At 71.4% G+C, this 13344-nt stretch carries 13 protein-coding genes and 1 tRNA gene; 11 read left to right on the top strand and 3 right to left on the bottom strand.

Annotated elements, in window-relative coordinates; translation table 11 throughout:
- The first annotated feature begins 11 nt into the window (after window positions 1-11).
- The 3 genes from der (at window position 12) to IVW53_01655 (ending at window position 2164) form a co-directional block, all read left to right on the top strand.
- Window positions 12-1634 carry a ribosome biogenesis GTPase Der gene (gene der / locus IVW53_01645; GenBank protein ID MBF6604275.1) on the top strand — a complete coding sequence of 541 codons (1623 nt, stop codon included), beginning with the start codon at window positions 12-14 and terminating at the stop codon, window positions 1632-1634.
- 57 nt (window positions 1635-1691) lie between these two features.
- A tRNA-Pro gene (locus IVW53_01650) sits at window positions 1692-1768 on the top strand.
- 117 nt (window positions 1769-1885) lie between these two features.
- Window positions 1886-2164 carry a hypothetical protein gene (locus IVW53_01655; GenBank protein ID MBF6604276.1) on the top strand — a complete coding sequence of 93 codons (279 nt, stop codon included), beginning with the start codon at window positions 1886-1888 and terminating at the stop codon, window positions 2162-2164.
- Window positions 2165-2379: 215 nt separating this feature from the next.
- Here IVW53_01655 and IVW53_01660 read toward each other — a convergent pair whose 3' ends face one another.
- Complete coding sequence (locus IVW53_01660) at window positions 2380-3336, bottom strand: proline dehydrogenase family protein (protein MBF6604277.1); 957 nt, start codon at window positions 3334-3336, stop codon at window positions 2380-2382.
- 848 nt (window positions 3337-4184) lie between these two features.
- Between IVW53_01660 and IVW53_01665 the strand changes: the two genes are divergently transcribed.
- Together IVW53_01665 and IVW53_01670 are read left to right on the top strand one after the other, a co-directional pair.
- A complete protein-coding gene (locus IVW53_01665; GenBank protein MBF6604278.1) occupies window positions 4185-4718 on the top strand; it encodes a hypothetical protein in 534 nt (177 codons plus the stop codon).
- Window positions 4719-4834: 116 nt separating this feature from the next.
- Window positions 4835-5317: a hypothetical protein gene (locus IVW53_01670; protein ID MBF6604279.1), complete on the top strand. Its 483-nt coding sequence runs from the start codon at window positions 4835-4837 to the stop codon at window positions 5315-5317.
- A gap of 632 nt (window positions 5318-5949) precedes the next feature.
- Here the strand turns inward: IVW53_01670 and IVW53_01675 are convergent.
- A complete protein-coding gene (locus IVW53_01675) occupies window positions 5950-6489 on the bottom strand; it encodes a hypothetical protein (GenBank protein ID MBF6604280.1) in 540 nt (179 codons plus the stop codon).
- A 134-nt stretch (window positions 6490-6623) separates the two neighbouring features.
- Here IVW53_01675 and IVW53_01680 point away from each other — a divergent pair, with 134 nt between their 5' ends.
- Window positions 6624-6812 carry a twin-arginine translocase TatA/TatE family subunit gene (locus IVW53_01680; protein ID MBF6604281.1) on the top strand — a complete coding sequence of 63 codons (189 nt, stop codon included), beginning with the start codon at window positions 6624-6626 and terminating at the stop codon, window positions 6810-6812.
- Window positions 6813-6854: 42 nt separating this feature from the next.
- On the opposite strand, the gene IVW53_01685 is transcribed toward IVW53_01680, so the two are convergent.
- Window positions 6855-7322 carry a DUF4395 domain-containing protein gene (locus IVW53_01685; protein MBF6604282.1) on the bottom strand — a complete coding sequence of 156 codons (468 nt, stop codon included), beginning with the start codon at window positions 7320-7322 and terminating at the stop codon, window positions 6855-6857.
- A gap of 361 nt (window positions 7323-7683) precedes the next feature.
- On the opposite strand from IVW53_01685, the gene IVW53_01690 reads away from it, so the two are divergent.
- The 5 genes from IVW53_01690 (at window position 7684) to IVW53_01710 (ending at window position 13326) form a co-directional block, all read left to right on the top strand.
- Window positions 7684-9216, top strand: a complete 1533-nt coding sequence (locus IVW53_01690) for an amino acid decarboxylase (protein ID MBF6604283.1) — start codon at window positions 7684-7686, stop codon at window positions 9214-9216.
- Between the two features lie 94 nt (window positions 9217-9310).
- The gene (locus IVW53_01695) at window positions 9311-10129 is read left to right on the top strand and encodes a DUF4332 domain-containing protein (protein ID MBF6604284.1); all 819 of its coding nucleotides are present in this window, start codon (window positions 9311-9313) and stop codon (window positions 10127-10129) included.
- A 25-nt stretch (window positions 10130-10154) separates the two neighbouring features.
- On the top strand, window positions 10155-10862 hold the full coding sequence (locus tag IVW53_01700; GenBank protein ID MBF6604285.1) for a DUF1461 domain-containing protein: 708 nt from the start codon (window positions 10155-10157) through the stop codon (window positions 10860-10862).
- Complete coding sequence (locus tag IVW53_01705) at window positions 10859-11989, top strand: site-2 protease family protein (GenBank protein ID MBF6604286.1); 1131 nt, start codon at window positions 10859-10861, stop codon at window positions 11987-11989. Before IVW53_01700 ends, IVW53_01705 begins: the two co-directional genes overlap by 4 nt.
- A complete protein-coding gene (locus IVW53_01710) occupies window positions 11986-13326 on the top strand; it encodes a molybdopterin molybdotransferase MoeA (GenBank protein MBF6604287.1) in 1341 nt (446 codons plus the stop codon). The genes IVW53_01705 and IVW53_01710 overlap by 4 nt, the downstream gene beginning before the upstream one ends.
- The last annotated feature ends 18 nt before the right edge of the window (window positions 13327-13344 follow it).

Genomic DNA, 13344 nt, shown 5'->3' on the forward strand with positions numbered 1-13344 from the left:
GCGGCCGGTCCATGGCCGCCCTGCCGATCGTCGCCATCGTCGGCCGCCCGAACGTGGGCAAGAGCACGCTCTTCAACCGGATCCTCGGCGCACGGACGGCGATCGTCGAGGATCGGGCGCGGACGACACGCGACCGGCTGTACGGTGACGCCGAATGGAACGGTCGGCGGTTCATCGTCGTCGACACCGGGGGCCTCGAGGCGGACCCGGGCGACCCGATCGAAGCGAAGGTCCAGGAGCAGGCCCGTCTCGCGATCGCCGAGGCGGACGTCATCGTGTTCGTCGTGGATGCCGCGACCGGGCTAGCCCCGGCCGATGTCGACACCGCCGACCTTCTTCGCCGGGCGACGGCGCCCGTCCTCGTCGCGATCAACAAGGCGGACAACGAGCGTCGCGAGCTCGAGGGCGCGGAGTTCTACGCGCTCGGCTGGGACGAGACCTATCCGATCAGCGCCGCGCACGGCCGGGGGACCGGCGACCTCCTCGACGCCGTCGTCTGGGCACTCCCGCCGGAGACGCCGGAGGAGCTCGCCCGGAAGTCCCGCGAGGCGGAGGCGGATCGGTGGGCGCGGGACGTCGCGGCGGGCCACCTCGAACCGATCCTCGCCGAGGGGCCCGACGGTGCGACGCCGATGGTGGACGACGATGGAGACGACGTCGGCGGCGACGAGATCGAGGCCCGTCGCTGGGACGCCGCGATGGCTGCCGACGCCGATTCGGGTCCCGCCGCGATCGCCCTCGTCGGGCGCCCGAACGTCGGCAAGTCGAGTCTCCTCAACGCCCTGCTCGGGGAGGACCGGGCGATCGTCACCGACATCCCGGGCACGACGCGGGATGCCATCGACACCCGCCTCGCCTGGGGTCGGAGCGAAGTCGTCCTCATCGACACGGCCGGGATGCGCCGCCGTGGCAAGGTGGCCACGGGGTCGGCGACGGATCGCTATTCGACGCTGCGCGCGCTGCGGGCGATCGGCCGGGCGGACGTCGCGATCCTCGTCATCGATGCGGTCGAGGGGATCACCGCCCAGGACGCCCACGTGGCGGGGTACGTCGTCGAGGAGGGCAAGGGCCTCGTCGTCGCGGTGAACAAGTGGGATCTCGTCGCGGACAAGACGGACAAGACGTTCGAGCAGTATGTCGAGTGGATCCATCACGAGGCGCCATTCCTCGACTTCGCGCCCATCCTCAGCATCAGTGCGAAGACCGGCCAGCGAGTCGGCCGCGTCCTCGAGGCCGCCGTGGACGTCTGGGGCGAGCGCCGTCGTCGGGTGCCGACAGCCGAGCTCAACCGGCTCGTCGCCGCCGCGTCGGATCGCCAGCTCCCGCCGGTCGTCAAGGGTCGACGACCGAAGATCTTCTACGCGACGCAGGCCGCCGTGGCGCCGCCGACGTTCGTCTTCTTCGCGAACGACGCGGCGTCGGTTCACTTCAGCTACCGCCGCTACCTCGAGAACCGCCTGCGCGACGCCTTCGGCTTCCTCGGCACTCCCGTGCGCCTCGTGTTCCGCGACCGAAGCTCGGTGAAGCTGCCGCGTCGTCGGCCCGCACGCGCTCCCGGACGACGCGCAGCCGGCGGTCGGCCGACGCCCGGCCGCTTACCGTCTCCCCGCGATACCGGTCGCGCGGACCGCTGAACCGGGCGATCCTGTCCAGCGGTGCGACCGTCGGGCGGTGGTAGACTGCCGGCCTGTCGGGGCGTGGCGCAGCCTGGTAGCGCACCTGAATGGGGTTCAGGAGGCCGAGCGTTCGAATCGCTCCGCCCCGACCAGCGATCTGAGCACGCAACGGCCTTTCCGAGCGTCCCGGATAGGCCTGCACGCGGAGCGAGACCGGACGCACGATCAACCCAGCGTGGCTGACCGGCACGGCAGACAGAGGCATCGCGATGCGGATGCTGAGAAGTCCCTGGACTCGTGCATTCCTTGTCTGGACCGTCATGCTCCTGGCCGCGGCGGTGCTGGTTGCCCTCGACGCCGTGATCGGGCTCCTCCGAGCCGACGAGGCGTGCTACTTCCAGGTCGGTCCCTGTCCGCAGGCGGGGGATCCTGACCTCGTCCAACTGGACTTCGCCTTCTTCGGGATTCCGCTGATCTGGCTCGTGGGAGTCCTGCTCGGCGTCGTTGGTCGGGCGCTGACACGGCGAAGCCGAACTGCCGCTCCCTAGACCGACCGCGTTGACGACGTTCAGGTCGCCGAGGGAGTCCACTGGCCCCGTTCCAAGAGAGGAGCGCCGCGCCGACCCCTGATGAGTGTCGCGGAGAGCCCCTTGTTGATCCGCTCGAGAAGGTGGTCCTTGTCGAGCGGCCCCGCGATCGAGCGCTCCAGTCCGCAACCGGTCTCCAGGCACGCCACTGCGGCACCGCCTGCGGCGGAAGCTGGTCACGCGGACGCGAGGACCGCTCGGAGCAGGAGCCCGGCGTTCCGCGGCGTTTCGCCGACCCGTCGGATCGCGTAGGGCCACCACGAGCTGCCGAACGGCAGGTAGAGTCGGAGCCGCTCACCCCGCTCCACGAGCGCGTCCTGCAGCGGCGGCCGCACGCCGTACAGCATCTCGAACTCGTAACCGCCGGCAGGCCATCCGTTTCGCCTCGCTGCCGCCCGGATCTCTCGGATCAGTCGCACATCGTGGGTGGCAAAGATCGGATAGAAGCCTGCCTCGCGCGCTTCGGGCGCGAGCATCAAGCCCGCCGCCCGCAGATACCGGCGACCGATCTCCGGCCTGCGCGTCGAGGCGAGCCGTGGCGGCTCGCCCAGGGCGCCCTTGACGAGGCGAACCGCTCCGCCGGGAGTCACGCAGCGGCGCACGTCGGCCTCGTAGCGATGCAGATATGCCTGGAGCGTGATGGCCGCCGGCAGCGAAGCGGCCCGCAGATCCGCGTACAGCCCGATGGTCGCGTCGGTCGCCGACGAATCCTCCATGTCGAGCATCAGGTAGCGCCGTTGCACGTCCGTCGCACCGCCTGTTGCGGCAACGGCGCGACCGAGCTCGAACACGTTCGCCCGGCAGGTCGCCTCGTCGATCATCAAGCCCACAGCGGTTGGATCAACCGAGACATGGACATCGAGCCTCGCCCGGGCGAGTTCGTACACCGCCGCCTTCAGCTCGTTCATCGTCCGGGCGACGGTGGCAGGGTCGTCGACGTATTCGCCGAGGTAGAAGAGGGAGCAGAGGCGGCCGCGTTGCCGCAGGTCTGCCGCCGTCTGGATCGCCTCGGCGAGGTTGTCGCCGCCGACGAAGCGCCGGGCGAGCGCGGACAGCGCGGAACGACGGTGCATGAACATGGTCAATGGCTCGTTTCGTGCCAGCGCGATCATCGCGCGCTGCCAGAGTCCCATCGTGGGGCGGTCTCCTGCGGTTGACGCGGGCGAGATGGTACATCCGGAAAGGAGGTTCTCTCGGGGCGGCCCGGGGTGCGGTAGATTCCGCCCATGGGGGTGACCAAGATCGAGTCCTGCCGTGTCGACCCCGAAGCTCCGCCGCTTCGGGCGCTGGCGCGATGACGCCGACCGAGTACCGCTGTGCCTCGTGCGGCGGCCCTCCCCGCGATGAAGATCGCTTCCAGTGCGCCGACTGCGGCCGCCCGCTCGGCATCTGCGCCGACTGCGGCTGGTGCGTCCGGTTCTTCGCGAGCGACAACCCGGTGGACTGCGATGGGTGCGGCTTCGCCCCGCTGTCTCACGAAGAGGAGGAAGGGAACAGATCGTTTCGCGAACACATGATCGCAGCTCTTCGGCGACAGATGGAGGCGCTCAAGCAGATGCAGGAGCGCTCGGGGCCGATCTACGAACTCGCCCGCGAACGGAGCCGGATCATCAGCGAGGCATACCGATCCGCCGGACGACCGCGGAAGGTGAGTCTGACGCGCACCCCCGAAGGGTGGGAGTACGTATTCCATTTCCGTCGTGGGAGCGAGTGGCACCGGGAACCTGCCACCAAGGAAGACGCGGACGCTTGGTACGCGTGGTGGCGCGAACGCGACCGCCTCCGTCGCGCGTTGGGGAGCCATCGCGGGCAGGGGACCGGCCCACCCGGCAAAGCCCCTGTCGCTGAGCCTCGCCCAACCGCGACTCCCGATCAATGGGGCGACGGAGGGTCCCGTGTCTGACCGCGCGGCAACGTGCGTCCCAGACGTGGCCGTGGCCTCTCCCGAATGCATGGACGCGGCCTTGCGAGGTGCCGTCTGATGGCGTGGCGGTGGCCGCTGGCCAGGCAGCTTGCCAAGTCGCGAGGGCTCATCGGTCGGCTGATCGCGGTCGCCCTGGTCGCCGCAGGTTGCACCACCGTGACCATCGTGGTGCCCACCACCCCGGCATCGCGCTCGCCTACGACCGTGACCGTCCCCCCATCAACGCCACGAGCCACCGAAGACCTCACTGCTGGAAGCCCGAGCCCGACGGCGCAGCTGACCTTCGTCCCGACTTCGTCGCCTCCCGGGCCGACCCCAGGGCTGATCGCCGGCATCTGCGCGGTCCGCCTCGAGCGGGGCGACACCGTAGTCGTGTTGCACGAACCGCTCGAGCCGGACCGCGCCAGTTGCAACTACCTAGCGGAGAACACACACTTGGCCATCGGGGGCAATTGGTCGATCGCTTTCGACGTACCGCTCGCCGATTCACTCGTATGCCGGGGCTATTTCGGCAACGCGGCGATCCCGTTCGACGTCTGGGACTCCGGCGATCACCACTGGGGCGATCTCGTATGCAAGGCCTACCGCTGAGCTGATCGTTGTTTGAGCGGGCCCTGGAAGAGCTGGAACGGCTCAAGCCTCCGAACGGACCTGCGGCTTGATACGACGGGCTCCTCCGGATGAGGAATGCGAACGGAGGAGGTCGAATGAGGCTGCTCTGGGAGTGGCGCTGGCTCGTGGCCTGGTTCATGGCCTTCGCAGTGGTCGCGATCGGCACGGGACCTGACTCACCCGTGGGGCCGATCTACGCGGGCCTCACAGGCCTGGGTCTGCTCTACCTCTGGGCACGGTGGGGAAGAGGTCTCGGCACGCTGACCTGGGAGCTTCAGGACGCTCTTGGTGCCTATTTCCAGTTGGGTGAGCAACTCGCCGAGCTTGTGGCGGCACCATCCGGTGGGCAGGAGCGCCTTCAGCGCTTGGACGCGCTTGCTGCCAAACGGCACGCAGCCGAGGAGAAATTGGACGGGCTCCTCGGGCGATGGCCGCGGAACGCAGGGCTCGCGGGCCGCATCTTCCCCTCGTGGGGCCAATCCGTCGAGAGGAACCTCGCCGTCGCGCTGCAGAGCCGACAGCGCGCTGCCCGAACGTACGATCTCATGGCAACTGCGATCGCACAGTCCGAGGTGTGAGCGGCGACGTGTCGGGATCGGTCTGAGGCCTCGATCGCCTTGCAGCGGCGCTTCCGATCGATGAGCGAAGCATCGCAACCCGGTCCCGACAGCAGGCGCCACTGGCAGCGGCAGCCGATGTGTGGGTGCAAGCCCGGGAGTCAGCCGGGGGCTGAAAGGCGCCTGCTAGAGAGCGATGGGACGTGATCTGACTGATCGTGCGTAATGACCTGCTTGTGGGACGGTCCGGACGCGGCCCGCTCCGTGTCACGCCACCGATCGAATAAGGGACCAGCGCGGAGATGCCCTTTTCGAACGGGGGAGGCGACCCCCGGACCGATTCCTCGCCAGCCGGACGGCATGCTGGTTGCGTCGTTCCGGTTGAGATCGACGCAGAACCGGCCGCTGCTGTTGGGTCGTCACTGACGGCAGGGCTCCCCTTTGACCCACAAGTTGACCCACAAGGCCGCGGACGATGGGGGTCACAAGTGGACGCCGCGGACGGCTGTGGAGCACGAAAGCAGGGGTCTGAACACCCCGAAAGTACATGGGGTTCAGGAGGCCGAGCATGCGAATCGCTCCGCCCCGCCCAACGATCGGCGACCGACGTGCGGAGGCACGTCCTCTGGGCCGATCGTCAGCGCCGCCCCGGCCTACGGACCGGCTATGACCCCCGGTGCGGCAAGAACGTCGTTCGTGGCCCCGCCGGCCAGCGAACCGCTGAAACTGCCCATGACGGCGCCGATCGAGCCGACCGCGGCCGAGGGCGACGCGGCGATGCCGATGCCGGTCACGATGATCGGCTCGATGTTCACCGTGTCCGAGTCGAGGATGTGGATCGTCAGCACGTTGGCGGCGATGGTCGCGGTCGCCCCGAGCGAGCCGGGCGACTTCGCCGTCGACGGGGAACCGGTGAAGGTCACCGTCGCGCCGGAGCCGGCGTGATCGGAGATCGTCACCTCGAAGGATCCGGGGCCTCTCCCGAACGCCGCGGGGCCCGCCTCGCCGAACGAGAGGACGAGGGTGGTTCCCGACGATCCGCCACGCGGGACGGACCCGACGGCGGTGACGATGACCGTCGAGAACGCCGGTGGGGCCGCGCTCGGGGTCGCGACGCTCGGTGGCGGCGTGGGGCTGCTGCTGCACGCGGCCATCGTGACGATGAGCGCCAGGACGAGGAAGATGCGGGCCATCCGGCCAAGGGTACGCCAGTTGCTCCGGATCGAGCCTGGCCGGGGCTCATCCGCGGACGAAGCGCGGACGAATCACCGACGGCGGAGTACGCTGGCCGCAGGCGCGTTCAACCGTCGACACTTTGGAGGTCATCGTGGGTGCCCTGTCACCGATCCATCTCGTGATCATCCTCGTCGTCGCGCTCCTCATCCTCGGACCCGGCAAGCTTCCGGAGACCGGAGCGGCGCTCGGGAAGAGCATCCGCGAGTTCCGCGACGCGATCGGCGGCCGGGGTTCGGACACCGGGACCGCTGGACCGGGGGATCCGCCCGCCGCCTCCTGACCGCCGGGCCACACGTTCGGGCCGGGCCACGCGTTCGGACGGTCAGGACGAGCGACGAAGAACGAAGCGGTCGAACTGGGCCGGCAGCCACCACTGGAGCCCGTAGATCCGGCAGCCGAGGCAGAAGCCGGTGACGGCGAGCGTCGCCTGCAGGGCGACGACGATCCCGACCGGGATCCATCCGAGCGACGATCCCGCCGCGAGGCCCAGCAGGCCGATGGCGAGGGTCGCCGTCCCGAGGGCCTGGGCGAACCGCGGCCCGACCTCCGGTTCCAGGACGGCGGGAGGCCCGAGCCGGAGGCCGGATCTGACGAACAGCCACGGCCGGCTGAAGAGGAAGCGGCGCGTGCCGAACGCGGAACTCACGCCGAGCGCGACAGCCACGCCCGCGACGACGAGGGGAAGGCCGGCCGCGATGGATGCGACGAGGACGATCGCGGACGCGCCCGCGCCGAAGCGCTGGCCGCGCGGATCGATGAGCCTGATGGGGGTCCGGGCAGGGATGGACACGGGACGACTCCAGGATGCGAGGGGAGACCGTCGGCCCTCAGGGCCGAGGTGGGTGCTCTGGTCCGCGAGCCGGTTCGTCGCTGGCGGTCGGATCGACCGTCTGATCAGCGCGTCGCGGCTCGCTCCGGACAGGAGCACGGCCCGCCGTGTGTGCCGCGCCGGTCGGCGCCCATCGCCCACATCGCTCGACTCCGTCGGGTTGCGGAGGAGCGAAGGCGTGGCGCCAGGGCGGCGGTGTCGGCGGTGTCGGCGGTGTCGGTCGTCATCGGATCAGCGCGAAGCGTAGGTGGGGTCAGCTCGGCCGTCAACCCGACGGGCGCGCGGACGCACGGGTGCATAGGTGGCCCGATACGATGCAGGCATGACGAGCGACGGCACCCGGCCCGGCGCGCCTGCCTCCTGGACGGACGGGACCGGCGACATGGACCCGGCGTCGTTCCGCGCCGCCGCTCACGCGGTGGTCGATCTCATGGCGGACTACCTCGCCGGCGTCGAGCGCTATCCCGTCTTCCCGTCGATCGAGCCGGGAACGCTCGCACCGCTCTTCCCGCCGGCCGCGCCCGACGCGCCGGAGCCGATCGAGGCGATCCTCGACGACTACCGCCGGCTCGTCGAGCCGAACGCGACGCACTGGCAGCACCCCGGATTCCTCGCTTACTTCGCGACGACCGCGTCCGGGCCGGGGATCCTCGGGGAGATGCTCACCGCGGCCCTCGGCCAGAACCCGATGCTGTGGCGGACCTCGCCGATCGGCACGGAGCTCGAGGAAGTCGTCGTCCGCTGGCTGCGCGACGCGCTCGGCCTCCCGGCCACGTTCGACGGCCTCCTCACGGACACCGCATCCACTTCCACGCTCATCGGCCTTGCCGGTGCCCGCCAGGCGGCCGGCCTCGACGTCGCCGCGGCGGGACTCGCCGGTCGGAGCGAGGTGCCCGCGCTCCGTGTCTATGCGTCACGGGAGGCGCATTCGTCCATCGAGAAGGCACTGATGACCCTCGGCCTCGGCCGGGCCAGCCTCGAGCGGATCCCGACGGACGCCGGATATGCGATGGACGTCGAGGCGCTCGAGCGGGCGATCGCCCTGGATCGCGGCGGTGGGCGCCGTCCCATCGCCGTCGTCGCCACGATCGGGACCACCTCGTCGACCGCCATCGATCCCGTCGCCGCGATCGCCGCGGTGGCCGAGCGCGAAGGGCTGTGGCTCCATGTCGACGCGGCGTATGCCGGTCCGATCGCCCTGATCCCCGATCGCCGCGGCCCGTTCGCCGGCTGGGAGCGCGCCGACTCGATCGTCGTGAACCCGCACAAGTGGCTGTTCACGCCGCTCGACGCCTCGCTTCTCCTCAGCCGCCGGATGGACGTCCTCCGCGACGCGTTCAGCCTCGTCCCGGAATACCTGCGCACGCTCGACCGGACGAACGCGGTCCACGACTACAACGAGTACACCCCGCAGCTCGGTCGCCGCTTCCGGGCGCTCAAGCTCTGGATGCTCCTCCGCGCCTTCGGACTCGACGGGCTGCGCCGCCGGCTCATCGCGCACTGCGAGCTCGCGGCGGCTTTCGCGGGCTGGATCGATGCCGAGCCGGGATGGGAGCGTCTCGCTCCCGTCCCGTTCTCGACGGTCTGCTTCCGGCACGTGCCGGAAGCGCGTGACGGCGTTGCGGCGGACGGCGGCGACGGCGGCGGCGGTCACGTCGCGCTCGATGCGCACAACGCGGCGCTCATGGATGCGGTGAACCGCAGCGGCGAGGTGTTCCTGTCCCACACCCGGCTCGACGGACGCTTCACGATCCGCCTCGCGATCGGCAACGTCCGGACGGAGGAACGGCACGTCCGCCGGGCGTGGGATCTGCTCCGCCGGGAGGCCGCGAGGCTCACCGCGGCAGCGCGCTAGACTCGCCAGCAGGCGTCGCACGGACGGCGGGGTCACGACCAGCCGTGGCATCATGGCGCGGACACACTGCCATCCACGGGAGGACCGCCGACCGGTGCCGCCGATCGCCGAGCTGAGCCGCATCGAGCCCGTCTACCTCGGCCGTCTCGAGAAGGAGGGCGTGTTCACGACGGGCATCCTCCTCGAGGTCTCGGAGACGCCGACGCGCCGGCAATCCCTCGCCGACCACACGGGGGCCTCCATCCTCGAGGTGCTCACCTGGCGCGACGAGGCACTCCTCCTCAACCTCGCCGCGTTCGGTCCGGCCGAGCATGTCCTCCTCGCGCAGGCCGGATTCCGGGGGCTCGATGCCGTCCTCCGGGTCGACCTGGCAAGGTTCCAGGAACGGGTGCTGCGCGCGGCCCGGGATCTCAGGGCGGAGCCTCCGACCGAGCTCACGATGACGGGCTGGTGGGAGCAGGCGCGGACACTCGAGACGCCGCCGGAGGAGGAGACGCTGCCAACCGTCGATGCCGGCGGGATCGTCCTTCGCTTCGTGCTCGGTCTGGCCATCGGCGTCGGGACGGCGACCGTCGCCGCGGCGCTCGCCCCGGCCGACTCGGCGCTCGGCGCGATCGCCGTCATCGTCGCGATCGGCGCGATCGGCGGAGCCGTCGCCGGGGTCGCCCTGTCCGGCGTCGGCGGGTTCCTCGGCCTGCTCGCTGGATCGGCCCTCGTCTTCGCGCTCCTGCTCGGACGGGGAGTCCTCGTGGCGCTGCCGAACACGCCGCTCTGGACGGACCAGGGGATCTCGTTCACGCTCGGCCTCGGAGCCGGGCCGCCGGCGGTGATCGCCGGCTGGCTCGTCGGGCGAGTGGGTGCCCGACGGCGGACGGCACCGCCGCTCGCGACGGTGGGCCATCGGACCGCCTGAGCGGTCGTCCGGCTACGATGGCCGGGTGAATGTCCTCGCGACCCGCATCGGGTCCGTCGTCATCGGCCTCGCGACGATCGTCGTCGCGGTCGGCGTGGCCGTCGCCGTCCTCTTCAATCCGATCTGGGTATCGTTCGAACAGGGTCGCGCGGACGCTGCGGCATGGACCGGCTTCACGCCCGCGGAGCTGCGGACGGTCACGGACTCGATCCTCTCCGAGCTGTACGTGGGGCCGGGAGACTTCGCCGTCAGCGTCGGCGGGGTGGCGGTCCTCGACGCCCGGGAACAGGCCCACATGCGCGATGTGCGGGCGGTGTTCGTCGAGTTCGGAGCGGTGGTCATCGGCTCGTTGGCGGTCCTGCTCGTGGGTCGTGTCGCGACCCGCGGCAGAGCGTCGTACTGGCGAGCGGTGCGGGCCGGCGCGTCGGTCCTCGTCATCGCGGTCGTCGCCCTCGGCGTCCTCGCCGTCGTCGCATTCGATGCGCTCTTCGAGGTGTTCCACCGTCTCTTCTTCGCCGGCGGCTCGTACACCTTCGATCCGCGGACGGAGCGGCTCGTCCAGCTGTTCCCGGATCGGTTCTGGTTCGAAACCTCGATCGCCCTCGGGGCTGTCCTCCTCGGGATCGGCCTGCTCGCCCGCTGGTATGCCGGCCGTCGGATCGCCGCGTTCGGTCCAGGGGGTGCGGCGGCGCTCCGTGCCCGGAGCGGCGATCGTCCGGTGGCCGTCGGGTGAGCGGCAGCCGCATCCTCGCGATCGCCCGGATCGCCGGCGTGGAGATCCGGGTCCACGTGAGCTGGGTCCTCGTGATCGCCGTCGTCACCCTCGGCGCGGCGGCTCAGCCGACGGCGTTCCCGGCCGCCTGGCCGGATGCGGCGCGTCTCGCGGCCGGGGGCGTCCTCGCCGCCCTGTTCTTCGCCTCGATCGTGCTCCACGAGCTCGCCCATGCGATCGTCGCACGCCGCCGGGGGCTCCCGGTGGACTCGATCACGATCGTCTTCTTCGGCGGCGTCACGACGATCGAGGACGCGGCCCGCGATCCCCGCGACGAGCTCGCCGTCGCCGCCAGCGGACCGCTCGTGAGCACGGTCGTCGGCGCGATCGTCCTCGCCTTCGGCGTCCTCCTCGGTCCGTCGAGCTCGGTGATCGGTCTCGGCGCGGCCGTCGTCGGCTCGGTGAACCTCTTCCTCGGCATCCTCAACCTCGTCCCCGCGTTGCCGCTCGACGGCGGCCGGATCCTCCACGCCGTCCTCTGGCAGGCCGCGGGCGACGCGGCGACCGCGGGACGGCGGACGGCGCGCGTCGGACGACTCATCGGCGCAGCGGCGCTCGGCCTGGGGATCCTCATCAGCCTCGTCGGCGATGCGTGGACCGGGCTGGTCGTGCTCGTGAGCGGGTGGTTCATCGTCCAGGGTTCACGGGTCACGGAGCGGCGACTCGCGATCGAGGCGCTCCTCGCCGGGGTCCGGGTCGGCGAGGTGATGGAGCGCGACCTCACGAGCGTGGGACCGACGCTCACCGTCGACACGTTCGCCGACCAGCTCCTCGCCGACGGCGAGCGGACGAGCGTCCCCGTCGTCGACGGCGACGGCCTCGTCGGGGTGATCGGCGTCGTCCAGCTGCGCCGGATCACCCGCCGCCGGTGGGCCGACCTGCGCGCGTCGGACCTGATGATCGCACCGCCGACCCTGCCCGCCCTCGCCGCGGACGATGCGGCGTGGGTGGCGATGGAGCTCCTCCGCCGCTCGGGCCTCGACGGGATCCCGGTCATGGCGGGACGGACCCTCGTCGGGCTCTTCACCCGGCGCGCGGTCGTCAATGCGATCCGCGACCGCGCGACGAGCCAGGCAGCCACTCGATGAGCGGCGACGCCGGGCCGGGCCGCCTCTGGACGGTCGAGGAGGCGATCGCCGGGATCCGCTCGAAGATCCCGGGGCCGCTCGAAGCGGAGTCCGCCACCCCCGAGGCGGCGCTCGGCCGGTGGCTTGCCGCGCCCGTTGTCGCCACCACGGACCTGCCGCCCTGGGACAACAGCGCGATGGACGGCTATGCGATCCGAGCGGCCGACACGGCCGGCGCGAGCGTCATGTCTCCGGTCCGCCTCGACGTCGTCGGCGAGGTGCGAGCGGGTCAGGCGCCGGAGGTCGAGGTTGCGGCCCGGACGGCGGTCCGGATCGCGACGGGCGCCCCCATCCCGCCGGGTGCCGACGCGGTCGTGCCGGTCGAGGCGACGACGCCGCTCGGCGCGGGGGGGACACCGGTGGGTCCGCGTGGCGGTGCGGCGGTCGGCCCGCTCCCGGCAGCGTGCCTTGTCCACGAGTCGATCGCGGCCGGCGGGTCCATCCGCAGCCGGGGTGGCGATGTGCGTGCGGGTGCCACCGTGCTCGCCACGGGCCGGCGGATGACTGCGGCGGCGGTCGCGCTGGCGGCCGGCGTCGGGTCGGTGACCGTGAGCGTCCGTCGCCGGCCACGGGTCGCGGTCCTCGCGACCGGCGACGAGGTGCGGGCGATGGGCGAGGCGCTCGGTCCGGCAGGGATCCCCGACGCGAACGGCCCCGGCCTGCGGGCCCTCGTCGCGGAGGCGGGCGGCGAACCCATCGGGCTCGGTGTCGCACGCGACGAGCTGACCGATGTCGTCGCCGCGGTCCGTCGGGGGGTGGCGGCCGCGGACGTCGTGATCGTGAGCGGCGGCGTGTCCGTCGGCCCGTACGACGTCGTCCGCGCGGCATTCTCCACCGTCGGGATGATCGACCTGTGGCGGGTGGCCGTCCAGCCCGGCAAGCCGTTCGCGTTCGGCGTGGCCGAGCGTCCCGGCGGCGGTCGGGCGGTCCTGCTCTTCGGCCTGCCCGGCAACCCGGTCTCCACAGCCGTCACGTTCGAGATCTTCGTCCGACCGGCGCTCGCCCTCCTCGCCGGCGACCCGGAGCCCGGCCGGCCGGCCGACCGCGGCGTCCTCCGCGAACCGGTCTCGAAGAGTCCGGGCCGGCGGGGCTTCCTCCGCGTCCTCGTCGAACGGACGCCGGCGGGCGAGGTGATCCGCGATGCGGACGGACGGATCGGCGTGAGGCTCGCCGGCGGCCAGGGAAGCCACGTCCTCAGCGCACTGGCGGCGGCCGATGCGCTCGCCATCGTCCCGGAGACCGTCACGTCGCTCCCGGCAGGCGCGGACGTGGCACTCTGGTGGCTCGGATCGCGATGACGGACGACGCCACGCGGC

The organism is Chloroflexota bacterium (genome assembly GCA_015478725.1).
Classification (GTDB): domain Bacteria; phylum Chloroflexota; class Limnocylindria; order Limnocylindrales; family CSP1-4; genus C-114.